This is a genomic window from Demequina globuliformis (genome assembly GCF_000975155.1).
Taxonomy (GTDB): Bacteria; Actinomycetota; Actinomycetes; order Actinomycetales; family Demequinaceae; genus Demequina; species Demequina globuliformis.
This window is the reverse complement of sequence record NZ_BBRG01000001.1, coordinates 884,579-909,085: the sequence shown is the minus strand read 5'-3', so window position 1 is coordinate 909,085 and position 24,507 is coordinate 884,579. Positions and strand designations below refer to the sequence as shown.

The following is a 24,507-nucleotide window of genomic DNA, read 5'->3' as shown; positions in this document are numbered from 1 at the left end:
CATCATCCCAGAACAGAGAAAAGTTCTCGGTATACCCCTGTAGTGACCCAATCAAAGCCCCCCTAGAGCTGATGTTCAACCTACCACCGACACTGGCCATCACGCCTGCAAAATCACCGCACGGTCACTCTTAGCAGGACAGATGGTTGTGCGGGCCTATGCGACCGTATGTGGCCGAACCCGACGCAACGTGCCGCGCGCAATCTGCCGGCGCGACAGCGGAAGTCCCCTTGCACAGTGTGACTGCGCGTCGCGAGGCTTGCTCGGCCCCAGCCGGGTGGGCGGCGCTAGCGACCGATGTCGGCGTTTCGGCGTTGCCGGGAAGTTACCCGAGCGAAACGAAAAGGACCTGCTCTCCCGGTATTTACCAGGGAAAACAGGTCCTTCTCAATGGCGGTGACGGTGGGATTTGAACCCACGGTACGGGGTTACCGTACACAGCATTTCGAGTGCTGCACCTTCGGCCGCTCGGACACGTCACCGCGAAAGAGAATACCTGCTCGGGGACCGCAGACCTAATCGGCACTCGACGGCGCCGCGGGCGGGGTCGCGTGCGGGGGAGCGAAGCGGTGCTCGGGGTCGGGTGCTGCCGGTCGGTGGAGCAGAGCGGTGGCGACTGCGATCCCCGCGCCCACGACCGTGTCGAGGGTACGTTCGCCCACCAAGTCCAGTGCGCCCAGGTTGCCCTCCGCTGAGCTGACCAGGATGAGCGACAGGGGGGTGACGGCAGCGGTCGCGATCGCGTAGTGGCGGGTAATTGCCACCTCGGTGACGAACTGCAGGGCTCCCAAGATGAGGGCGAGCAGGATGATGGGGACCTCTGGGCGCGTGATGGCTACGTAGATGCCCACTCCTGCGATGGTGCCGACCATGCGGTGCAGACCGCGGCTCACGGCGGGCCCTCGTCCTGGCACCACTCCCACCACCACGACGCCCGCGGCGACGGTCCAGTATGCGCGCTCGGGATCAACGTAGAGCGCGCTCAGGGCCGTGCAGGTCACCGCGACAATGGCGGTGCGCATTGCGAGTTCCTTGGCGCCTGCGTCCCAGACGGGACGTGCGAGCAATACCGACAGCGGACGGGGCGTCACTAGCCAGTGGCGGCGGCGCACCAGGGGTGCAATGCTCACCACGACGGCGAGCGCGCACCCAGCGGCGACGCAGGCAATGACGGTCTCAGGAGGCACGCCTTTGCCCGTGGCGTGCGCAGACATGCCGTACACGATGACGGGGAAGAGGGGGCCGGGTGGGCCCAGACGGTAGCCGTGAACCGCCAGGCCGACGGCTGTGGCCAGGGCTGCGAGGCCCACGGCTGCCGCTACCGGGTGGGGTCCCAGCAACGCGCCTAGCGCCGCGGACGCGGTGAGGACCAGGCCGGCGATGGGCCGCAGCCGCAGCCGCTCGAGGCGTGGCAGGGCGGAAAAGTACGGCACCGTAAACGCGCCCACGCAGGCCAGCAGGCCTAGGTCGATGCGGTCCACGGCGATGCCGACAAACAGCGGAATCATCAGCGTGATGGCTGCCTGAAGAGCGATGGGCCAGCGCGGGTCCGCCGCCGGTGAGATGGTGCCCAGTGACGTGACCGCCCGGCGCGCGCCCGAACGCCAGATGTCTCGGCGGCGAGGGGACGGCTCGGTCATTCGCCGCGCCGCGCCTCGAAGAAATCGGTAAGCACCCGGCCGCACTCGTGCTCGAGCACGCCAGAGATAACTTCCACTTTGGAGCCGATGCGGGCGTCGCGGACCACGTCCCATTGGGATCCGGTGGCGCCGGCCTTCGCGTCCCAGGCGCCGATGACGATGCGGGGGATACGGGCCGCGAGGATCGCGCCAGCGCACATGAGGCACGGCTCGAGCGTCACCACGAGAGTGCAGTCCTCAAGGCGCCAGCGGCCGCGGGCCTGTGCGGCGGCTCGCATCGCGAGCACCTCGGCGTGCGCCGTGGGGTCGCCATCCACCTCTCGCCGGTTGCGTCCCTCACCGATGACGACGCCGTGGGGGTTAAGAACGACGGCGCCCACCGGCACATCCCCGGCATTGCCGGCCGCGCGCGCGAGCTCGAGCGCGGCGTGCATGGGCCCCACGTACTTTTCCACCTCGCCAGGCTACCCGGGGCTCGCACCCGCACCCCGGCATCGGACCTGTGATGCGGACCCCCGCGCTCTCCGGGGGCGGGGCAGTGCCTGCGGTAACGAGCGCAAGAGTTGCGTGATTGCGCAAGTTCTTGCATAGTCTGAGGCTATGTCGAAGCGTCTCGCGGAAGTCGCGGCCAAGGTGGGTGTGAGTGAAGCCACCGTCAGCCGCGTCCTGAACGGAAAGCCGGGTGTCTCCAACGCCACTCGTGAGGCGGTGCTGACCGCGCTTGACATCATGGGGTACGAGCGGCCAACCAAGCTGCGTGGTGAGCGTGCCCGACTGGTTGGCCTGGTCCTTCCGGAACTGCAGAACCCTATTTTCCCGGCGCTCGCGGACATCATTGGCGGCGCTCTCGCGCAAAACGGCTATACGCCCCTGCTGTGCACCCAAAACGCGGGCGGCATCACCGAGAGCGACTACGTGGACCTGCTACTTGCGCAGCAGGTAAGCGGCGTGATCTTCCTGGGTGGCAGCTACACCGAAGGTGGCGCTCCGCACGAGCACTACGAACGGCTGCGGCGCGTCAAGCTTCCCACCGTGCTCGTGAGTGCCCCTGTCGCGGGGGTTGAGTTTGCGACCGTCTCGACTGACGATGCTTCGGCTGCAGAGCAGGCGGTCCAGCATCTGCACCAGTTGGGCCACCGGAAAATCGGCTTGCTCCTGGGCCCAGCGGCGCACCAGCCATCGGTGCGCAAGCGCGAAGGTGCGCGGCGCGCCTTGGCGGGCCTGGGTTCGCCCTTGGACGACCGCCTAGTGGTGAACGGCCTGTACTCCATCGAGTCTGGCCAGGCCGGGGCATCGCGCCTGATCAACGCGGGGGCCACGGCGCTTGTGTGCGCCTCGGACCCGCTCGCGCTCGGCGCGATCCGCGCCGCGCGCCGCCTGGATCTCGCTGTTCCGCGCGACGTATCTGTCGTCGGCTTCGACGATTCCGCGCTCATGAGCTTTACTGAGCCGCCGCTCACCACGGTACGCCAGCCCATTGATGCGATGGGCAGGGCGGTCATTGACCTCCTGCTGGGTCAGATTCACGGCACTGACGCGCCTGGGGATGAGTTGCTGTTCGAGCCCGAGCTTGTCTTGCGCGGCTCCACTGGCCCCGCTCCCGTCGCGGACTAAGACCCGTACGCCACCCCTCCCGGCGTCGGCCTCGCCCCGGCGCCCCCGCACCCTTCGTGTGCGCTCGGCAGCGGTCTCTGCCGGCCCCAAGGCGTTCCGCAGGCTCCCTTGCTGCCGCCCGGCCACGCGGGTGCATGTCTGCACGCCTCGGCTCTGGTGCACCTTGGCCGCTCGTTGAAGGGCCGTTGCGGAATCGTAATATTGCAATAGTCTGTCGATTACTTGCGTACGTGCGATGCTGAAGTTACAGTCGCAGTCAATCGAACTTTCGAGTCAAGACGACAAAGGAGTGAGTGTGGACAGCGAGGTCCTTTCCCTCACCGGGCGCGAATCGCCCGCGGCCGCCGCCGACCGAGCCGCCAACGCTGCGCCGTCGCACGGCGCGACGGCCGGCATCGTAGCCAGTGATGACGGCAACCCCTTACGTGCCGCGGAGGACCCGGCGCTGGCGCACGATTGGTGGCGCACGGCCGTGATCTATCAGGTCTACGTGAGATCTTTCGCGGACGGATCCGGAGATGGCACCGGCGACCTTGCCGGCGTGCGCGAGCGCTTGCCATACCTCGCTCAGTTGGGCGTCGACGCCCTGTGGTTCAACCCCTGGTACCCCAGCCCACTGGCGGACGCTGGCTACGACGTGGCCGACTACCGCGACATCCATCCGATGTTCGGGGACCTGCGCCAGGCCGAGGAACTCATTGCCGAGGCGAGGGAACTCGGGATCCGCACCATCATCGATGTGGTCCCCAACCACATCTCCCATGAGCACCCGTGGTTCCAAGAGGCCCTCGCCAGCGAACCGGGCAGCCCTGCGCGCGAACGCTTCTGGTTCCGCGACGGGCTGGGCGAGGGTGGCGACCAGATGCCCACCGACTGGGTGTCGAGTTTCCAAGGCCCCACCTGGACGCGCACCACCAACGCGGATGGCACCCCAGGCCAGTGGTACCTCCACCTGTTCACCCCGGAACAGCCTGACCTGAACTGGAACCACCCGGACGTGCGCCACGAGCATGAAGACGTGCTTCGCTTTTGGTTTGATCGAGGCGTAGCGGGAGTCCGGATCGACTCTGCAGCGCTGCCGGTGAAGGACCCCTCGTTCCCGCCGCTGCCTCACGATCCTGCACCAGGGGAGCACCCTCACTTGGACCGCGACGAGATCCACGACATCTACCGTGCGTGGCGTGGCGTCGCGGACGAGTATGACGAGCCGCGGATCCTCGTGGGGGAAGTCTGGCTCGCTGATGCTGCCCGCTTCGCCCGGTACTTGCGGCCGGATGAGATGCACACGGCCTTCAACTTCGAGTTCATGACCCAGCCGTGGGAAGCCCAGGTTCTGCGTGCCTCCATCGAGCGCACCCTGACGGAGCATCGGCCCGTCGGCGCCCCCGCCACCTGGGTGCTGTCCAACCACGACATTACGCGCCCGGTCACGCGCTACGGCCGTGAAGACACGGGCTTTGCGTTTGACCGCAAGCGCTTCGGAACCTCGACCGACCTGGAGTTGGGCACCCGTCGAGCACGCGCGGCGGCCCTGCTCACCGCCGCCCTGCCCGGCTCCCTCTACATCTATCAGGGCGATGAACTGGGCCTGCCGGAGGTGGAGCTGGACCGGAGCTTCATCGAGGACCCCATGCACTTCCGTTCAGGTGGCGTAGATCCGGGTCGCGATGGATGCCGCGTCCCCTTGCCGTGGTCGGAACACGGAGCGTCCTTGGGATTCTCCGCGCAGCCATCCGCACAGCCGTGGCTGCCCCAGCCTGCGCAGTGGTCGCACCTCAGCGTGGCTCGCCAAGAGGCAGACCCCCACTCCATGCTGCAGCTCTACCGGGAGGCTCTGAGCCTGCGCCGCGAGCGTGAAGACATGCGCACCGGCGCCCTGACGTGGCTTGATGCTGGGCCGGACGCGATTGCCTTTCGCCGCGGCGCCACCTTCGCCTCCATCACCAACCTGGGCGAGCGCAACGTGGCGCTGCCAGGCAATGCGAGCGTGCTGCTCGCGAGCGGACCCCTGGACGGCACCGAGCTGCCCCCAGATTGCACTGTCTGGCTCGACGTTGAACCAGATCCCCACACCAGCGCCTGACGGCGCGACCCCCTTATGGAAAGGAACACGACAATGAAGTCACTGGGCCGCAGGGCTGGCATGGCGGGCGCACTGATCGCCTCCAGCGCCCTTGTATTGGCGGGATGCTCCACCTCGGAGGAGCCCGCGAGCACCACGAGCGACAGCGGATCGGCGGAGGCAGCACCCGCTGGACCCGTCACCGTCAAGGTCGCCATCGACGCGGGACTCGAGCCCGAGGCACGCGATGCGTTTGACGAGCGGGTTGACCAGTTCGAGGCTGACCGCCCCGATGTCACCATCGAGGCTCAGGAGTACACCTGGACGGGCACCACCTTTGCCGCCGAACTCGCTGGAGGCACACTTCCCGACGTCTTCACCGTGCCGTACACCGATGGCCGCGGCCTGATTGAACGCGAGCAGATCGCGGACATTCACGAGCTGGTCAACGAGCTGCCCTACGCCGACCAGTTCAACCCCAACGTGGCGCAGGCCGGCCAGGACGCCGACGGCAACATGTGGGCAATCCCGATCGCCGCCTATGGCCAGGGCCTGCACTACAACCGGACGCTGTTTGAAGAGGCTGGTCTGGACCCGGACAGCCCGCCCACCTCGTGGGACGAGGTCCGCGAGTACGCGGACACCATCGCGGAGGCCACCGGAGAGGCGGGCTACGCCCAGATGACGTCGTCCAACACGGGCGGCTGGATCCTCACCACCCTCGCGTACGCCATGGGCGGGCGCACCGAGTCTGCCGACACGACGATGCCCACGCTGGACGACCCCGCCGTGAAGGAGGCGCTCGAGTATCTGCAGGACCTGCGCTGGGAAGACGATTCCATGGGAGCGAACTTCCTGTACGACTGGGGAACCATTAACCAGGACTTCGCTGCCGGACGCATCGGCATGTACGTCTCGGGTGGCGGCAACTACGGGAACCTGGTGACCCAGAACGCCATGGTCCCCGACGACTACGGGCTCACGGTGTTGCCGCTGGAAGGTGAGGACCCCGGGGTCCTTGGCGGCGGCACCCTTGCGGTGGTTAACCCCAAGGCCGACGAGGCTACGCAGGCGGCATCGGTGGCATGGATCGACTTCTACTACATGGCCAAGTTGGCCGATGAGGAGCAGGCCAAGGCCAACGCAGAGGTGGCGGCCTCGCTCGACCAGCCGGTGGGAGCGCCAGAGCTTCCGGTGTTTGACCGCGAGCTCTACGACCAGTCGCGCGAGTGGATCGCTGACTACATCAACGTTCCGGTGGAGCAGATGGCGCCGTACACCGACGCGATCTTCGACCAGCAACTCGTGGGTGAGCCTAAGACGGCGACTCAAGAGGTCTACGCGATGCTCGACTCTGTGGTCCAGTCCGTACTGACTGACGAGGCCGCGGACATCGACGCTCTGCTCGCGGATGCCCAGACGCAGGCTGAGGGCATTTACGCCAGCGCCGAGTAACCCCTTGGGTGTGGGGGCGGCCTCGGCTGCCCCCACACCTCGCCGGAAGGACTAAGGATGAGCACCTCCTCGACGACGACTGAGCGGGACCCGATTCCCAGCGGTCATGAGGGCACGGACAGCGCGCATGGGGCCGATGCGCCAGCTGGGTTGGCACCCCAGGTGCCGGCCGAGCGTGGCCTCGCCACGGCATCGGCCCCTCGCCGCGCCTGGGTGGCATGGCTGAACGCCCCCGGGCGCTGGGCCTCCTCCGGAGGCCTGTCGACGTTGATCTTCTTGATGCCACTGCTGCTCAGTTTTGGCCTGTTCTCGTGGTGGCCCATTGTGCGTTCCGCGATCATGAGCGTCCAGAACACCAACCTCGTCGACGAGCCCACCTTCGTGGGGCTGGAGAACTTCCAGCAAGTGCTGTCTGACCCATTGCTGGGAACGGCGGTGCTGAACACGTTGTACTTCGCTGCGCTCGCCTTGGTATTGGGCTACCCGGTGCCGCTGGCGGCAGCGGTGTTGATGAGTGAAGTGCGCAAGGCAAAGGGCCTCTATAGCGCGCTCGCCTATCTGCCGGTCGTGATCCCGCCGGTGGTGTCCGTCCTGCTATGGAAGTTCTTTTACGACGCTTCCCCCACCGGTGTGTTCAACACCGTGCTCGGGTGGGTCGGCATTGACCCTCAGCCGTGGCTACAGTCTGCTGATTCCGCCATGCCATCACTGGTCCTCTACGCCACGTGGGCGGCCGCGGGCGGCACGATCATCATTTACCTGGCCGCCGTGATTGGCGTTCCCACGGAGCTGTACGACGCTGCGGAGGTCGACGGAGCCGGCATCTGGCGCAAGGTCTGGCACGTCACCATGCCGCAGTTGCGCGGCATCCTGCTCGTGACGTTCATTCTGCAGATCATTGGCACCGCGCAAGTGTTCCTGGAGCCGTATCTGTTCACCAACGGTGGGCCCGCCAATTCCACGTTGACGGTGTTGCTGCTGATCTACCGCTACGCCTTCGAGAACTCGCTGGGCGGTGACTATGGCGCCGCGACAGCGCTGAGTCTGATGCTCGCGGGAGTGCTCGCCGTGTTCTCTGCCATCTACTTCCGCATCACTCGATCGTGGAGCACCTCATGACATACAACGCCAGCAACGGCGGCGCGCTCAAAGCGCGCATGCTGCGCACCGGACCCGACAAGAACCAGAAGGCCGCAGGGGCCAACGACCGCGGCATTGTGTCGCAGGCGGATTGGCGACGTCCGCGCGTGCGGTGGTCCATGCGGATCTCGCATGGGCTTTTGCTCGCCAGCTTGTTCCTGGTGGGCTTGGGTCCCTTGCTGTGGCTGGGGAAGGCCGCGGTCACTCCGACGCAGGACACTCTGCGCGAGCCGCTGTCGTTGTGGCCCAACGGGATCGATCTTGAGAACCTGGTCACGGCGTGGACGCGGGTGGAGATTGATCGCTACTTCTTTAATACTGTGGCGCTGGCATTCGGCGTATGGCTCGTGTCCATCGTCGTGGCCACGACGGGTGGCTACGCCTTGTCCGTCCTGCGACCTGCGTATCGCAAAGTGGTGATCGGCCTGGTGATGGCCACGCTCTTTGTTCCCGCCGTGGTGTTGTTGGTGCCGTTGTACTTGACGATCCTGAACCCGCCTCTGGTCGGTACCAGCATGATCAACACGTTCTGGGCGGTGTGGCTACCCGCGGGGGCCAACGCCTTTAACGTCTTGCTCGTCATGCGATTCTTTGATTCGCTCCCGCGCGAGGTGTTCGAGGCGGCACGCATGGATGGCGCGGGTCCGTTCCGGATGTTCTGGTCCGTGGTGCTGCCCATGTCTAAACCCATCCTCGGAGTCGTCTCGATCTTCGCCATCATTGGGGCGTGGAAGGACTTCCTGTGGCCGCTGTTGGTGTTGCCCGACCCCGCGATGCAGCCACTGTCGGTGCGACTGCCGGCGCTACAGAAATTCATCGAGCTAGATGTGTTCCTCGCCGCGCTCGCGATCTCCACGATCATCCCCGTGGTGCTGTTCCTGGTCTTCCAGCGGATGTTCTTGCGCGGAGCGGGGCTGGGCGGTGCTGTGAAGGGCTAGCCTGCGCCGCGGTGTACGGGTGCCAGCCGCGGCATCGGCCCGCCCCGGGCACCGTACCGAGTACCGTGGAGCCATGGAGTTGCACGTCGCCGATCATCCACTCATCCGCCACAAGGTCACTGTCTTGCGCAACAGGGAGACACACTCTCCTACGTTCCGCCTGCTTGTGGACGAGTTGGTGACGCTGCTGGCCTACGAAGCCACCCGTGAAGTGCGCGTGGTTGACTGCGACGTGGAGACCCCTCTCACCTCGACCGTGGGCACCAAGATCGCTGACCCTGCGCCCATCATTGTGCCGATTCTGCGCGCTGGACTGGGCATGCTCGATGGGATGCAGCGGCTGATTCCGAGCGCCGAGGTCGGCTTCCTTGGGATGAAGCGCAACGAGGAAACCCTCGAGATCATCACGTATGCGAACCGGCTCCCCGAGGACCTCACGGGCCGTCAGGTGTTCCTCATTGACCCGATGCTCGCCACTGGCGGCTCCCTCATCATGGCGATCGACTACGTGCTGGAACGCGGTGCGACCGATGTGACCTGCGTGTGCCTGCTTGCTGCGCCCGAGGGAATCGAGAACGTGCGCGAGGCCGTGGGCGACCGCGCTGACGTCAAGGTAGTCGTGGCGCAAGTGGACGAGAAGCTCAACGAGCAGGGCTACATCGTGCCAGGGCTGGGCGACGCGGGCGACCGACTCTACGGGATCGTCGACATCTAATTCACGTACCTCACTCGCCGTCGGATCGCGCTGACGGTGAGGTGTCTTTGGCGCGCGTGTCAGACCCTGGTGAGAGCCTGAGGGCGTGAATCAACGCGGCCGAAATCCCAGTGTCCCCAGATCTCGTATGGGGGTGTGGACGACACGCCGCGCTGTCCACAGGATTTACACAAGTTTGTCCACACAACCACAACATCTAGGGATGGTTAGCGGTTTTGACCCCCATATCTTGTTGCACACCGGTGTAATTCGCGTTAGAGTCAAAGCACGCTTCGCGCTCGTGACAGCCGCCCTACAAGGGCCTCGTCGCACAGGCCCCAGCGCCACTTTCAAGTCCGTGTATCACGGCCCTTCATGGGGCCACCAGCATCGCTCACTCGCGAGGGGAGAATCGTGACGATCACCGAAAACACCGCCCAGGACAGCGTCAACGGCGACGCAGTCGCTGAGGCAGCCGCTGAGGCAAACCCGGCCCGCACCGGCATCCACGTCACCAAGCGCGACGGCACCCGTGAGCCGTACAACGCTGACCGCATCAACATGGCGATCGAGCGCGCCGCGGAAGGCCTCGACGACCAGATCTCGAAGGTCACGCAGGTCGCGTCCGAACTTGCCATCACGCTCTTTGACGGCATCACCACGGAGCAGCTGGATGAGGCGGCGATTGGCGTCGCGATCCAGAACGTGAAGGACGACCCCGACTTCGATGTCATCGCGGCACGTCTGCTGCGCAAGGTGATTTACAAGCGCGTCCTCGGCGGGTACGAGACCAACCTCGAGCTCGCACTCCTGCACCAGGCCCGCTTCCCGGGCTACGTCCGCGACGCAGTCGAGGAAGGACTCCTCGACAAGCGCCTCGAGACCCTCTTTGACCTCGACGCCCTGGCCGCAGCGCTGGACCACGAGCGGGATGACCTGCTGAAGTACATCGGCACCGTGACCATGCGCAACCGCTACATGATCACCGACCGCCACGGTAAGTCACTTGAGGTCCCGCAGTACTTCTGGATGCGCGTGTCGATGGGCCTGTCGCTCAACGAGGCGAACCCCACCGAGGCCGCGATCAGCTTCTACGAGAAGATCTCGCGCCTGGACTACCTCCCCGCTGGATCGACGCTCGTCAACGCAGGTACCTCGTACCCGCAGCTGTCCAACTGCTTCGTCATGCAGATGGAAGACGACATCGAGCACATTGCCAAGTCCGTGCGCGACGTCATGTGGCTGACGAAGGGCACCGGCGGTATTGGCCTGTCCGTCACCAAGTTGCGTTCCGAGGGTTCGCCGATCAAGTCGAACAACACGACCTCGACCGGCCCCATCCCGTTCATGCACACCATCGACTCGACGCTTCGCGCCGTGTCGCGCGGTGGCAAGAAGTTCGGCGCCCTGTGCTTCTACATGGAGAACTGGCACATGGACTTCGCGCAGTTCCTCGACCTGCGTCAGAACTCCGGTGACCCCTACCGTCGTACCCGTACCGCCAACACCGCAGTGTGGATCTCCGATGAGTTCATGAAGCGCGTACAGGCCAACGCGGACTGGTACCTGTTCGACCCCGCTGAGGCCCCTGACCTGGTCGAGCTGACCGGCTCGGAGTTCTCCGCCCGCTACGCGGAGTACGTTGCCCTCGCTGAGGCAGGCAAGATGCGCTCCTTCAAGAAGATGAAGGCTCGCGAGCAGTACAAGTCGATCCTCATCATGCTGCAGACCACGTCGCACCCCTGGTTGACCTGGAAGGACACGATCAACAACCGTGCCCTGAACACCAACACCGGCACCATCCACCTGTCCAACCTGTGCACCGAGATCTGCCTGCCGCAGGACCGCGAAAACATCGCGGTGTGCAACCTCGCGTCGGTCAACTTGTCGACGCACCTGGTCGACGGCAAGCTGGACTGGGACCGCATGGAGAAGTCGGTACGCCTCGCCGTGCGTCAGCTCGACAACCTGGTGGACATCACGCTGTCCTCGGTGCCCGAGTCCGAGTTCGCCAACCGTGAGAACCGCGCGGTGGGCCTGGGAGTCATGGGCTTCACGGACCTCACCGAGCGTCTGGGCCTCGCGTACGAGTCGGAGGAGTCCTACGACCTCATCGACGAGATCATGGAGTTCGTGTCCTTCCACGCGATCGACGCCTCCGCTGACCTCGCTCGTGAGCGCGGCTCCTACTCGAACTTCGAGGGCTCCGGCTGGTCGCAGGGCAAGGTGCCGTTCGACACCATCGCCACGACCGAGGAAGACCGCGGCGTGAAGATCCAGGTCAACCGCACCACGCGTCAGGACTGGGACATGCTGCGCGCCAAGGTCAAGGGCGGCATCCGCAATGCCACGCTGATGGCCGTGGCGCCGACCGCGTCGATCGGCCTCGTCGCCGGCACGACTCCCGGGTTCGACCCGCAGTTCTCGCAGATCTTCTCGCGTGCCACCTCCTCGGGTAAGTTCCTCGAGGTCAACCGCAACCTGGTCCGCGACCTGCAGGAACTGGGCCTGTGGGAAGACACCCGCGACCAGCTCCTCGAGGCACAGGGCGACCTGTCGCAGTTGGAGGACGTCCCTGCCCACCTGCAGGAGGTCTACAAGACGTCCTTCCAGCTCTCGCCGTACTCCTTCATTGAGGTGGCGGCACGTGCGCAGAAGTGGATCGACCAGGCCATCAGCCGCAACATCTACCTCGCCGACCGCGACGTGGACAACATGATGGACCTCTACACGGCAGCGTGGGAGCGCGGCGTGAAGACCACGTACTACCTGCACATGAAGCCCCGCCACACGGCCGAGCAGTCGACGGTACGCGTGAACAAGACGGAGAAGCTCAACAAGGCCTCCGGTGCCGCCTCTGGCGGAGCCACCGGTGGACCCTCGCGCCGTGGCTTCGGCGCCCGCAAGGGCTTTGGCGCTGCGAAGGCCGCCGCCCCGGTGGCTACTGCCGAGTCCGCGCCCGTCGCGGAATCCGCGGTGGAGGCTCCTGCTGCGCAGGCGGCCGCTCCCGCCGCCGCGCCCGCTCGCAAGGGCTTCGGCGCTGTCGCTGCACCCGCAGCGCAGGCCACGGCGACCGCATCTGCAGTGCCGACCGCCAGTGCAGTCCAGCCTTCGGAGGGCGCGCAGGACCTTGCCAGCGCGCCGGCCGAGCAGCCCCAGGTTCCGCCGACGTCTCTGCCGGAGACTCAGCCCGAGCCCACGGCTGACGCCCTTGAGGCGCAGTCTGTCCCCACAGGAGCGCCGGTGTTGAACCTGGCGCAGGCCACGGGCGTCATCGGTGACACGGAGATGGTGGACGGCGTCGCCTGCCCCGTGGACCCGATGGAAGCCCTCCAGTGTGAGTCCTGCCAGTAGCAGGCACGTCGAAGCGAAGGAAGAGATCTAGCAATGGCAATTCTCGGTACCGGCATCCAGGACGGACTGCTCCTCAAGCCCATCACGTACCCCTGGGCGTACGACCTCTACAACCAGGCTGTCGCCAACACGTGGTTCCCCAACGAGATTCAGCTCGGTGAGGACCTGGCGGACTTCAAGAAAATGACGGACGAGGAAAAGCACGCCGTCACCTTCCTGATGTCTTACTTCAACCCCAACGAGTTGCTCGTCAACAAGGCCCTGGCCTTTGGCGTGTATCCCTACATCAACGCTCCCGAGTGCCACCTGTACCTCGCGAAGCAGATGTGGGAAGAGGCCAACCACTGCATGTCCTTCGAGTACGTCCTCGAGACGTTCCCGCTGGATCGCGATGCCGCGTACGAGTCGCACGTCACCGTGCCGTCCATGGCGGCCAAGGAAGAGTTCGAGGTCAAGTTCATCCGCCGCATGACGGAAGAGACCCTCGACATCTCCACCACCGAGGGCAAGAAGGACTTTGTCCGCAACCTGGTTGCCTACAACGTCATCCTCGAAGGCATCTGGTTCTACTCCGGCTTCATGGTCGCGCTGTCGTTCCGTCAGCGAAACCTGCTGCGCAACTTCGGCTCACTCATGGACTGGGTGATTCGCGACGAGTCGCTCCACCTGCAGTTCGGCATCAACCTCATTCTCACGGTGCTTGAAGAGAACGAGGACCTCCAGGACCCCGAGTTCGCGGAGGAGATTCGCCAGATGATCCTGGGCGCCGTGGAAATGGAAGAGCGTTACAACCACGACCTGCTGCCTAAGGGCATCCTGGGCCTCAACGCCGAGTACGTGAACCAGTACGTCAAGTACCTCGCGGACCGTCGTCTCGAGGAGCTGGGCTTCGAGGCTCACTACAACGTCTCCAACCCCGCAAAGTGGATGGCGACCGCCAACGACACCTTGCAGTTGGTGAACTTCTTCGAGGCCACCAACACCTCATACGAGGTCAACGCGCAGGCCACCAAGAAGTAGGCGCCCCGCGCCAACGATCACAGAGGGACCCCGGCGCACGCCGGGGTCCCTCTGTGCGTCCGCGCACTGCGCCGTCGCTGCGCTTCATCGCGTGGCGCTTCATCATCGAGGCAAGCCAGAGTCAAGGTTACTTTTACCAATCGGTCGGGATTACACTGGGGGTACCCGAGCGTTGACCTGAGTGTCCCCGCCGCTGAGCGCCACGCGCGCAGCGCCAGGCCCGCGCCCCACGCCAATGACGCCCCTCCTCCTCGAAAGAGTGTGCACTTTTGTCTGCCCCCACGCAGGACGCCCCCACACAGGACGCCCCAGCCTCGTTCGCGCCTCACCCTGAGCCCATTGGCATCACGGGTCGGCGCCGCCTGGCGTACGTGCTTATCCTGGGCTCCCTGATCGCGCTGGGGCCCTTCACCGTCGACCTCTACCTGCCTGCGTTCCCGACGGTCGCCGCAGACCTTCAGGCCTCGGACGCCGCCATTCAGATGACGCTGACGGCGACGATGATCGGCTTTGGCCTGGGCCAGCTCATCGTTGGTCCGCTCTCCGATGCGGTGGGTCGCAAAAAGCCCCTCCTCATCGCGACTGCCGTGCACATCGTCGCATCGCTCGCGATCGTCGTCGCCCCCACCGTGGAGTGGGTGATGGTGGCGCGTGTCTTCCAGGGAATCGGTGCCGCGGGTGGCGCGGTCGTGGCCATGGCAATGGTGCGCGACATGTTCCACGGGCAAGCGTTGATTCGGATGCTCGCGAACATGGCCCTCGTGACGGGCGTCGCGCCCGTGATCGCGCCAGTGATCGGCTCCCAGCTGCTGCGGGTGGTGGACTGGCGCGAGATCTTCGTGGTGCTCGCGTGCTACGGCGTGCTGATGCTCGCGATTTCCAAGTTTGCCCTCCACGAGACGCGCCCCAAGCACCTGCGCGGAAAGCAGCGCATGAGCGATGTCGCTCGCCGCTACCGCACGCTGCTCACGGACGGCGCCTTCGTGGGAATCGCGGTCGTAGGCGCGATGGGCTTCACGGCTCTGTTCGCCTACCTCTCATCCTCCTCCTTTGTGCTCCAGGACCAGTACGGCGTGAGCGCGCAGCAGTTTGGCCTGATCTTCGGCATCAACGCTGCTGGACAAATCGTGGGCACCCAAGTGGGTGGACGGCTCATGCGCATATGGGCCCCACGCACAGTCGCAGCGGTGGGCGTGGCCATGATGAGCGCGGGCGCGATCGCGCTCGCCGTATGCGCGCTGCTGGACGTGGGCCTCATCGGCGTGGTGGTGCCCCTGCTGTTCATTGTTCCGCCGCTCGGGCTCGTGATGCCCGCTGTCCAGGTGATGGCGCTCAACGGGCACGGTGCGCAAGCTGGCACGGCCGCATCCCTCATTGGCGCCGGTAACAACATCGTGGCGGGAGCGGCCACACCCCTCATTGGCGTGCTCGGCATGTCCGCGCTGTCTATGGCGATCGTGATGATCGGAGCGCTGGCAATCGGCGCGGCCTCGCTGCGCTTTGCGGTCTGGCCGCGCACCACCTCTGCCGTGATCTCCTAGGGGGACAGTCGCGCCCGGTAGCATCGCGGCATGACGATGCGCATGGGGATTGTGGTCTTCGACGGCTTCGACGTGATCGATGCGGGAGGGCCGTATGAGGTCTTCTTGACCGCTTCGCGACTGCGCGAGCGAGCAGGTGAGCCAGCGCTGTTTGAGGTCGAGATGCTCAGCCCCGGGGCTCGTGATGTCACCGCGTTCGGCGGGATGACGCTCACCGGCCTGGGTGACGCTCAGGCGGCAAACGGCCTCGACGTTGTCGTCATCCCCGGCACCATCGACATCGACAAGGCCATGGCCGATGACGAACTCATTGAAGCGGTGGCGCAGATCGCCGCGCAATCGAAGCTGCGCACCTCAGTGTGCACGGGCGCATTCCTGCTTGCCCGCGCGGGCTTGCTTGAGGGACTCGATGCCACCACCCACTGGGAGGACGTATCTGCGCTGGCCAACGAACGGGTGCGGGCTGCGATTGAGGGTGTGCGATGGGTCGACGCGGGAGACGTGGTGACCAGCGGCGGCCTGACCTCCGGCATGCACATGGCGCTTCATGTGGTGGAGCGGTTGGCGGACCGCGCATTGGCGGAGGCGACAGCGCGCCAACTCGATCTGGTGTGGAGCCCTCAGCCGCGCGCGTAGCGTCAGTCGTGGGCGATCGTCACCGCGAACGTTCCCACAAAGAAGTTGTCCCCGCTGGTCGCCACGGTGATCTGGTGGCGTCCTGCGTCGACGTCGACGGGGGCGAAGCCCTTCGCGTCGGTTCCCAAGGTGTTCGCGAATACTGAGCCGTTTGCCCACGAGTCGCCGGCGTTGGTCGCTGAGCCGAGCGTGTTGCCGCGTTGCGGGCGGACCTTCGTTCCGTCCACCGCCGCGTAGTCGCCCGAGTTGCCGAGGTCCGTCTCGAACGCCGTCCACGACAACGTGACCGTAGCGTCGGCCTCAGTGTCGAAGGCTCGCGTCGCGGGTGCGGAACTGGACACCCAGTGCGGTCCCTCCAGCAGCTTGACTGACGTCGCGGCCGGTAGGGCGGGGTCCTCGTAGACCACGGTCAGGGTGAAGCCGCCGTAGTAGGTGCGGTCAGTGTCGAACCGGGTGGCGGACGTCGCGATGTCCTCGAGAGAGTATTCGCCCTCGCCCCCAGCTTGAACCAGATGTGTCACGTCTGCGCGCGCCAGGTAGTACTCGCGCTTGTCGCGCGTGAATACTTCGAGGTCAACGCCAGCCACGGATTGGAACTCGCCGCCGGGAGTGCGTAGCGACGCGGCGGTGAGGTCACCTGACCACACATCTGGGCTGCGCCACGACTCGGTCGGGGTGGAGCGGTTGGCCGACCATTCGAGCGACGCGTGCGTGACCACCGCCCCCTCCGGAAGCGTCACGGTCGTGGTGCCGCCGTTGCGTTGGCCGTCCTCGTCACGCAGCTCCACCATGGTGTGGTCGTTGTTGTTCGTGCCGCTCAGGGATAGGACCCCGTTGGGGTTGGCGTGCGTTCCCATCACCGACTGGCAGCGAGTGGCAGACACGTCGCATCCCAGCACGGGCGCACCAAACTGCGCCACGCCCAAACCGCCCTGGTCCTCGAAGCCGTCCTCGAGATCGTCATCGGTCTCACGCAGGCCGGTGGGCAAGGAGTAGGTGTCGCTGAGGGCGCCGGCGCTCACATCAAAGACCGTGGCCGCGTCCGCCGCTAGTTCGTCAGCATCGATGGAGATTCCGAGGTCCAACGTGGTGTCCGTCCCGGCGCCCAGCTGGACGAGTTCGCACGACAGGACCGCGGAATCTGCGGACAGGCCACAGTCCCAGTCCCCGACCGCAAAGGTGGTGTCAGTGGTGGCGGCGACGTAGCGCTCCAGCGCGACCGCTCCACTTGCTTGTGCGCCGCCGGTGGAGCCGGGCATGGCGAACGTGAGGCCCTCTGGCAAGGTGATGGTCGCCGTGACGTCGTCAATGCCGACGGCCGCCGCGTTGCTGACGCTCATGTCGACGGCGGGGTCGGTGCGCGAAATTTCGAGGAACTGCAGGCTCGACCGGCCGATGCGGAGGGAACCTGCCGGGGGAGGGATCGGCTCGGTTGGGTCGACGGTGCTGTCCGGGTCGGGGTCCGTGGGATCGACCGGATCCGTAGGGTCGACAGGATCGGTGGGGTCGACAGGGTCCGTCGGATCGATTGGACTGGGGGGATCAACGGGGTCAGTGCTCCCGCCGGAATCGGTGGAACCGCCGGCTCCGCTGCCGGCACCGGCACCGCCGCTGCCACCGGTGCTTCCGCTGCCACCAGTGCCGCCGCTTCCACCGCTGCCAGTCGAACCGCCTGTCGATGAGCCGCCGTTGCCTGTGGATGAGCCCGAGCCGCCCGTGGAGGAGCCGCCGCCATTGGACGCGGACCCGTTACCCGTGCCACTGCCTACGCCTCCGGACGCGGTGCCACCGGACGCATCGCTACCGGACTCACTGTCGCCGGACGCGGCACGGTCGCGTGCCGCAGCGTCGGCCGCAGCGCGGTCGCTCGCAGCCCATACTCGTTCGTTCGCGCGGCTGTCGCTGCTGCCCCGGCCGGTGCCGATGGCGCCGGCGAAGTCCTCGGACGAGCTGTTGGCGGAATCCTCAGTCGTGGCGTCCGGGTTGACACCGCTGACGGCGCTCTCGCCTGGCGCCGTCTCGGTCCCGTCAGCAACGCCGGGGCCGGGGTTCTTTCCGTACCCCTGCGTGACGTCGCCTACGCGCTCCGTGGCACGGCCGGCATCGGCCCCATCCCCCACGGGGTCGTTCGCGAACAACGTGATGCCACCCAGTACCAGCGCCGCCGCCCCCACCACCGCGGTCGCGGGCACCGCGAAGTGAGCAAGCGTGCCCAGTGCCCCGGCCGCGCCAAACGTTCCGAGAATGCCCGCGCTGGCCCCGCCAGCCCCCGCACCGCCGGCACCTGCAGCGCCTGCACCGCCGGCACCGCCAGCGCCACCTGCTGCCGCATGCGGGCCGAACGCGCCGCCAATGGGCAGTCCACCCTCGAGAGCGCCCAGGCCCAGGGTTCCGAGCACGAGCGGGGCGATGATCGCCCGCATGCCGCGGTTGACGTCTTGAAGCTCCACGACGAGCGCGGTGCATCGGGGGCAGTCGCGGACGTGGGTGTCGATCTTGGTGTGTTCGCGCTTGGCAAGGCCGCCACGCACATAGGCGCCCAACTGCGAATTGGCCTCCATGCAGCTGACGTCCTCGGACGTAGCGAGGTGCTGCTGCAGGTAGGCCTGGCGGAGTGCCTCTCGGGCGCGGTAGGCGAGGGCAGCAACACCGTTGGCGCTGAGTCCCAGGAGCGGGGCAATGTCCTTGGGTGACTTCTTCTCGACCTCGGTGTACCACAGCACCGCTTGCCAACGTTCGGGCAAAGAGGTGAACGCATCCGACACCATGGAGTGCTCGAAGCCCGCCATGGCTGGCTCGTCCGACGGTGCCTCATACCCCATGGCGGATTCGTAGGGCGACATGTCATCGCGAGGCTTGGTGCGGATGCCCTTGTTGATGATGTCCATGCCGGTGCGCCGAACAATGGTGAACAGGTAGGCGCGGAAGGCGAGGTCGGGGCCATCGCCTTGCTGCAGTGCCCGCAGGACGCGGGAGAAGGATTCCGACACCACGTCGTCGACATCGGAGTGGCTGTTCGTGTATTGGTGAGCGACCTTGCGGGCGGCGTCCACGTGTCGTTCGTAAAGCACGCCAAAGGCAGCCGGGTCGCCTGCGCGCACTCCGGCTATGAGCTCTGGATCGCTGGACGTTTCCGTCCACATTGCGATTCCCTCGGGACTCATGTTGCCCCGGCCTCCCGCCTTCTGGACATACGTTGTCCACCATGGTCCCCGTGTGTGCCGGGGAAAGCAAGAAGGTGACCAGGGGAATTCCTCACACTTGCCGCGTACTGGACATCCAGAAATTTCTCGAGAATCCGCGTCATAGCCGGATTGGTGGGCCCTCTCATGGGGTATGACCGAGACCACCGGGACGCCGACCGCCGCGCTACTGCGCGAGTGGGAGTCGGCGAGCGTGCAGCAGGTATGGCTGCGCCCCGGTGACTGGTACACGCCTGCTGCGGAGGCGCTCGTGGAGGCGCTGGAGGCCCGTCTCGATACCGCGCCCGCGGCGTATCGCTTGGGTCAGGCTCGCTCGACTGCAGGCGTCGGTATCACCGAGGCGATCGACGACATGTCGTTGTTGTTCCGCGCGGCCGGCTTTGAAACCACCCCGATTCGCTCCATCCGAGCGCTGTGCCAGGGATGGACGGAGGGCGCTCCCGATCTCGCATCGGTACCCACCATGACGGACCCCGAGTCCGGACTGGGTACCCCCGAGTACCTAGTGCAGCGCCTCGCGGAGGTTTATGGCAACGCCGAGCGGTGTGAGACCGACGTCTCCCGCACGCACGCGCTGGTGGTGGTCGACGTGTCTGTGGACGACTCCGACCCATGGCAGCGGATGGCCCGTAACGCCGCGATTGGCGAGGCGCTCCGGGGTGCCTACGGCGCTGGCCACCCGATGGCCCGTCTAGGTGAAGGGCTGTACGCCGTGCTGATCCGGCGCGATGACCAACTCGGTGCGGGAATCGCGGCCCTTCGCGATCACGTCGCCGAACGAGCGGTGGCCATGCGGGTAGACAACCTCATGCGCCAGCCCCCGCGGGTGTGGATTGAAACGCTCCCCGCGACCCATCACTACGCAAGCGCGCTCGTGGAGTCGCTGCAGCGGTAGTCCCGGCGTTCCGGGAGACACGGGGTCTGGCACCGAGCTGAGGGCGGTGCCAGACCCCTGTTGCTGTCTGAGGCGCTGATGCCCCGCCGGTCCTGCGGGCCGATGCCCGGGTCACCACAGCATCGGCCCGCACCACGGGCGGACGTGGCGGCCCGCTACGAGGAGCCGGGCGCGTCCCAACTGGAGGAATCCCGCCACAGGACCAAGGATCGTCCCTCGTTGCGGCTGACGCGCCGGCCGCGTTCGACGATCACCACGTGCCCGGTGGGACCGGAAGTAAACACGCGCGAACCGGTGTCCGCGCGCGGGCGCAACTTCTCGACCTCTGCGGACAGGCGGTCCACCTTGTTCTGGAGCGCGAGGATGCGCTTGATGCCTGCGAGGTTGATGCCTTCGTCTTGGCTCATCCGCTGGATTTCGCGCAGCACCGCCACGTCGCGCAGGGAGTAGCGCCGCCCGCCGCCGGCCCGGCGCCGGGGTACCACCAGTCCAAGACGGTCGTATTGACGCAGAGTTTGGGCGTGCATGCCCGCGAGTTCCGCGGCGGCAGAGATCAGGAAGACCGGCTCGTCGACATCTGGCTGTTGCATCGCGGTCCTCCTTTTCCTTGCGACCGTACGGCTACTTCGCGGCGTCGTTGTAGAGGTGGGCGCGCGGGTCGTGCTTTGCCGCGGCGAGCGCGAACGCCTGCAGCGCTTCTTTCGCCTTGCGGCTGAGTTTGCTGGGCACGTCGACCTGCACTGTCACGAGAAGGTCGCCCGTGCCGGCCTTAGTCTGTAGGCCCCGGCCCTTGACGCGCAGGACCGTGCCTGACGTGGTGCCCGCCGCGATTTTGACCTTGACGCGGTCGCCCTCGAGTGTGGGGACCTCGACGTGAGCACCCAGGGCGGCCTCGTCGATGCTGATGGGCAGGGTCATGCGCAGGTTCTTGCCATCCATGGCGAACACGGGGTGCTTGGCGACCCTTACGGTGAGCAGTAGGTCCCCTGCGGGTCCGCCGTTGGTGCCCGGCCTGCCCTTGCCTGCGAGCCGAATCTTTTGGCCATCGCTGACGCCAACCGGCAGGCGGGCGTTGATGGTTCCCGTGGAGGTGCGCAGCGACACGGTGTCGCCCTGCGCCGCCTGGCGGAAACTCACTTCCGTTGTCGCGGCGACATCCGTTCCCTTCTGGGGTCCGCGGGAGAACCCGCCGCCGCCAAACATGTTCGCGAGCATGTCCTCGAAGCCCTGGGCACGGTATTGCTGCCCAGCGCCAGGGCCGGCACCGCGGGCGCCGCCACCAAACATGTTCGAGAACGCGTCTTCGAAGCCAGCCCCGCCGGGGCCGCCTGACTGGAAGCGCGGCCCCCCGCCGCCCATGGTGCGGATGGCGTCGTACTGCTGGCGCTGTTCCTTGTCGGACAGCACGCCGTAGGCTTCGCCGGCCTCTTTGAAGCGTTGCTCCGCTGCAGCGTCACCGGGATTGCGGTCGGGGTGGAGATCACGGGCCTTGCGGCGGTACGCCTTCTTGATCTCCTCGTCCGAGGCGTCCTTGGAGACGCCTAGCGTTGCGTAGAAGTCCTTGGTGAACCAGTCCTGGCTCGACATCAGCGCCTCCCTTCAGTTGCGGCGTGAGTGGGTGGTATGCGTTACTCGGGCTGAGCCACGATGACGCGCGCGGCGCGCACGACGCGGTCGCCCACGCGGTGTCCTGGCTGAGCGACGATCTGGACGGTCGGGACCTCGACATCAGTCGACGGCTGGGACGTGAGGGCCTCGTGCAGCTGAGGGTCGAACTCTTCGCCCTCGGCGCCAAAGCTGCTCCATCCCATGCGGCCGAGCGCCTCTTCGAGCTTGGTGGCGATCGACGCGAACGGGCCGTCCTCAAGGTCGCCATGTTCGCGCGCCTTCGAGACGTCGTCGAGCACGGGGATCAAAGACTCGATGAGCTTGATGGTCGCCTGCTCGCCTGCCGCGGCACGGTCGCGGTCCACACGCTTGCGGTAGTTGACATACTCGGCCTGAAGGCGCTGGAGATCTGCGAGGTGCTCGGCAGCCTTCTGCTCTGCCTGGGCGACAGGGTCGCTCGGGTCGGCCTGCTCGCTCTCGGCGCGCGCGGCTTCTTCGTTCAAGATGGCTTCCGCCTCAGCGAGCGCGTCGCGGTCGTCAGCGGGGGTGGGGTCGCCCTGGGATGCCTCGTTGTGGTCCTCGGGCTCGGGCGTGGGGTTCGTCTCAGTCATGGCCTGCCTTCCGTGAGCGGCCGAAGCCGCGGGCCAGGGTGACCTGACCCGCGGCTGTCGGGTTGCTACTTCTTGTCGTTTTCGTCGTCGACGATCTCGGCGTCAACGACGTCGTCGTCGGCGTTGTCCGCGGGCTGCTCGCCTTCGGGGGCACCCTCGGCGCCTGCCGCCTGCTCGGCAGCGTAGACCGCTTCGCCAATCTTCTGAGCCTTCTCGACCAGAGCGTCGTGCGCGGTCTTCACGGCCTCGTCATCGTCGCCCTCAAGCGCGGTCTTGACCTCGGCGATGGCGCTCTTGACGTCCTCAGCGACCTCCGCGGGAACCTTGTCCTCGTTCTCGGACAGGATCTTCTCCGTCGAGTAGGCGAAGGTCTCAGCGTTGTTGCGGGTCTCCTGGGCCTCGCGACGTGCCTTGTCCTCGGCCTCGTGCTCCTGAGCGTCCTTGACCATCTGCTCGATGTCTTCCTTCGACAGCGCGGAGCCGCCGGTCACGGTGATGGACTGCTCCTTGCCGGTGCCACGGTCCTTGGCGCCCACGTGCACAATGCCGTTGGCGTCGATGTCGAACGTGACCTCAATCTGCGGAACACCGCGCGGTGCGGGCGCAATGCCGCCCAGCTCGAACGTTCCCAGCAGCTTGTTGTCGCGAGCGAACTGACGCTCACCCTGGTAGACCTGCACCAGCACGGAGGGCTGGTTGTCGTCGGCGGTCGAGAAGACCTCGGACGACTTGGTCGGGATCGCGGTGTTGCGCTCGATCAGGGTGGTCATGACGCCACCCTTGGTCTCAATGCCCAGGCTCAGCGGGGTCACGTCGATGAGCAGCACGTCCTTACGCTCACCGGAGATCACGCCGGCCTGCAGCGCGGCACCCACAGCCACGACCTCGTCGGGGTTGACGCCCTTGTTGGGCTCGCGTCCACCGGTCAGTTCCTTCACGACATCGGTCACTGCGGGCATGCGGGTCGAGCCACCCACGAGGACCACGTGGTCGATCTGGGACAACTGGATGCCGGCGTCCTTGATGACCTGGTGGAACGGCGCCTTGGTGCGCTCGATCAGGTCGGAGGTCATCTGCTGGAACTGGGCCCGGGTGAGGCGGGTGTCCATGTGGACGGGACCGTTCTCGCCAATGCTGAGGTACTGCAGCGAGATGTTGGTGCTGGTCGCGGACGACAGTTCCTTCTTTGCCTGCTCCGCAGCCTCGCGCAGACGCTGCACGGCGGCCTTGTCCTTGGACAGGTCGACGCCCTCGGTGTTCTTGACTTCCTTGATCAGGTGGTCAACGACACGCTGGTCCCAGTCATCGCCGCCCAGGCGGTTGTCACCGGCGGTAGCGCGGACCTGGATGGTGGAGAAGTCGTCCTCGTCCTTGCCGACTTCGAGCAGCGAGACGTCGAACGTGCCACCACCGAGGTCGAACACCAGGATGAGCTCGTCTTCCTTGCCCTTGTCGAGACCGTACGCCAGTGCGGCGGCAGTGGGCTCGTTGACGATGCGCTGCACCTTGAGGCCAGCGATCTCACCGGCGTCCTTGGTGGCCTGGCGCTCGGCGTCGTTGAAGTAGGCGGGGACGGTGATGACGGCCTCAGTGACCTTCTCGCCCAGGTACTCCTCCGCGTCGCGCTTGAGCTTGCCCAAAATACGAGCCGAGATCTCCTGCGCGGTGTACTTCTTGTCGTCGACCTCTTGCGTCCAGTCGGTGCCCATGTGGCGCTTCACCGACGAGATGGTGCGGTCAACGTTCGTGACGGCCTGGCGCTTGGCGATCTCGCCGACCAGGACCTCGCCGGTCTTCGAGAAGGCCACGACCGACGGGGTGGTGCGGGCGCCTTCTGCGTTGGCGATGACGGTGGGCTCGCCGCCCTCCAGGACAGTCACCACCGAGTTCGTGGTTCCGAGGTCAATTCCTACTGCACGCGACATGCGTTCCTCCTTGAGTTGGTGGCGGGGTTGGTGACCCTCGCCCTGCGTTGCTGCCGGCTCGTCCAGAGTTGAGCCGCCTACGCTCAAGTATCCACGCTGGGCTCACGGTGTCAAGTCGAATCGGTGAAAGTTGAGTGAACTTCGCTCAACTCCTGTGGATCGCGACTCCGC

The 24,507-nt window shown here is 66.0% G+C and carries 18 protein-coding genes and 1 tRNA gene; 11 read left to right on the top strand and 8 right to left on the bottom strand.

Annotated features, from left to right (window positions below; all coding sequences use genetic code 11):
- Window positions 1-391 precede the first annotated feature (391 nt).
- From AOP75_RS04170 to tadA, 3 genes are all read right to left on the bottom strand, one after another.
- A tRNA-Ser gene (locus AOP75_RS04170) sits at window positions 392-482 on the bottom strand.
- Between the two features lie 33 nt (window positions 483-515).
- Window positions 516-1,640, bottom strand: coding sequence for an FUSC family protein (locus AOP75_RS04165; RefSeq protein WP_062077055.1), 1,125 nt, complete (start codon window positions 1,638-1,640; stop codon window positions 516-518).
- Window positions 1,637-2,074 carry a tRNA adenosine(34) deaminase TadA gene (gene tadA / locus AOP75_RS04160; RefSeq protein WP_062077054.1) on the bottom strand — a complete coding sequence of 146 codons (438 nt, stop codon included), beginning with the start codon at window positions 2,072-2,074 and terminating at the stop codon, window positions 1,637-1,639. The genes AOP75_RS04165 and tadA overlap by 4 nt, the downstream gene beginning before the upstream one ends.
- A gap of 166 nt (window positions 2,075-2,240) precedes the next feature.
- Between tadA and AOP75_RS04155 the strand changes: the two genes are divergently transcribed.
- The 10 genes from AOP75_RS04155 (at window position 2,241) to AOP75_RS04110 (ending at window position 16,094) form a co-directional block, all read left to right on the top strand.
- Window positions 2,241-3,254: a LacI family DNA-binding transcriptional regulator gene (locus tag AOP75_RS04155; RefSeq protein ID WP_062077053.1), complete on the top strand. Its 1,014-nt coding sequence runs from the start codon at window positions 2,241-2,243 to the stop codon at window positions 3,252-3,254.
- Between the two features lie 235 nt (window positions 3,255-3,489).
- Complete coding sequence (locus AOP75_RS04150) at window positions 3,490-5,337, top strand: glycoside hydrolase family 13 protein (protein WP_062077052.1); 1,848 nt, start codon at window positions 3,490-3,492, stop codon at window positions 5,335-5,337.
- A 33-nt stretch (window positions 5,338-5,370) separates the two neighbouring features.
- On the top strand, window positions 5,371-6,771 hold the full coding sequence (locus AOP75_RS04145) for an ABC transporter substrate-binding protein (protein ID WP_062077051.1): 1,401 nt from the start codon (window positions 5,371-5,373) through the stop codon (window positions 6,769-6,771).
- A 279-nt stretch (window positions 6,772-7,050) separates the two neighbouring features.
- Complete coding sequence (locus AOP75_RS04140; protein WP_062078402.1) at window positions 7,051-7,890, top strand: carbohydrate ABC transporter permease; 840 nt, start codon at window positions 7,051-7,053, stop codon at window positions 7,888-7,890.
- Between the two features lie 38 nt (window positions 7,891-7,928).
- Window positions 7,929-8,849, top strand: coding sequence for a carbohydrate ABC transporter permease (locus AOP75_RS04135; protein WP_062078404.1), 921 nt, complete (start codon window positions 7,929-7,931; stop codon window positions 8,847-8,849).
- Between the two features lie 73 nt (window positions 8,850-8,922).
- Entirely contained in the window at window positions 8,923-9,564 is a 642-nt protein-coding gene (gene upp / locus AOP75_RS04130; protein WP_062077050.1) for a uracil phosphoribosyltransferase, read from the top strand.
- A gap of 540 nt (window positions 9,565-10,104) precedes the next feature.
- Window positions 10,105-12,897 carry a ribonucleoside-diphosphate reductase subunit alpha gene (locus AOP75_RS04125; protein ID WP_236683114.1) on the top strand — a complete coding sequence of 931 codons (2,793 nt, stop codon included), beginning with the start codon at window positions 10,105-10,107 and terminating at the stop codon, window positions 12,895-12,897.
- Between the two features lie 33 nt (window positions 12,898-12,930).
- Window positions 12,931-13,917, top strand: a complete 987-nt coding sequence (locus AOP75_RS04120) for a ribonucleotide-diphosphate reductase subunit beta (protein WP_062077049.1) — start codon at window positions 12,931-12,933, stop codon at window positions 13,915-13,917.
- Between the two features lie 269 nt (window positions 13,918-14,186).
- The gene (locus tag AOP75_RS04115) at window positions 14,187-15,458 is read left to right on the top strand and encodes a multidrug effflux MFS transporter (protein WP_152649936.1); all 1,272 of its coding nucleotides are present in this window, start codon (window positions 14,187-14,189) and stop codon (window positions 15,456-15,458) included.
- 30 nt (window positions 15,459-15,488) lie between these two features.
- Window positions 15,489-16,094 (top strand): DJ-1/PfpI family protein, encoded by a 606-nt coding sequence (locus AOP75_RS04110; RefSeq protein WP_083966680.1) that lies wholly within the window; start codon window positions 15,489-15,491, stop codon window positions 16,092-16,094.
- Window positions 16,095-16,096: 2 nt separating this feature from the next.
- Here the strand turns inward: AOP75_RS04110 and AOP75_RS12365 are convergent, their stop codons facing one another.
- Window positions 16,097-19,258, bottom strand: coding sequence for a sigma-70 family RNA polymerase sigma factor (locus tag AOP75_RS12365; protein WP_083966679.1), 3,162 nt, complete (start codon window positions 19,256-19,258; stop codon window positions 16,097-16,099).
- Window positions 19,259-19,430: 172 nt separating this feature from the next.
- Between AOP75_RS12365 and AOP75_RS04100 the strand changes: the two genes are divergently transcribed.
- Window positions 19,431-20,192, top strand: coding sequence for a hypothetical protein (locus tag AOP75_RS04100; RefSeq protein WP_062077047.1), 762 nt, complete (start codon window positions 19,431-19,433; stop codon window positions 20,190-20,192).
- Window positions 20,193-20,347: 155 nt separating this feature from the next.
- On the opposite strand, the gene AOP75_RS04095 is transcribed toward AOP75_RS04100, so the two are convergent.
- The 4 genes from AOP75_RS04095 to dnaK form a co-directional block, all read right to left on the bottom strand.
- Window positions 20,348-20,782: a heat shock protein transcriptional repressor HspR gene (locus AOP75_RS04095; RefSeq protein WP_062077046.1), complete on the bottom strand. Its 435-nt coding sequence runs from the start codon at window positions 20,780-20,782 to the stop codon at window positions 20,348-20,350.
- Between the two features lie 31 nt (window positions 20,783-20,813).
- Entirely contained in the window at window positions 20,814-21,779 is a 966-nt protein-coding gene (locus AOP75_RS04090) for a DnaJ C-terminal domain-containing protein (RefSeq protein ID WP_062077045.1), read from the bottom strand.
- A 41-nt stretch (window positions 21,780-21,820) separates the two neighbouring features.
- Window positions 21,821-22,411 carry a nucleotide exchange factor GrpE gene (locus tag AOP75_RS04085; RefSeq protein ID WP_062077044.1) on the bottom strand — a complete coding sequence of 197 codons (591 nt, stop codon included), beginning with the start codon at window positions 22,409-22,411 and terminating at the stop codon, window positions 21,821-21,823.
- Window positions 22,412-22,476: 65 nt separating this feature from the next.
- Window positions 22,477-24,336 carry a molecular chaperone DnaK gene (gene dnaK / locus AOP75_RS04080; protein ID WP_062077043.1) on the bottom strand — a complete coding sequence of 620 codons (1,860 nt, stop codon included), beginning with the start codon at window positions 24,334-24,336 and terminating at the stop codon, window positions 22,477-22,479.
- Between the last annotated feature and the right edge of the window lie 171 nt (window positions 24,337-24,507).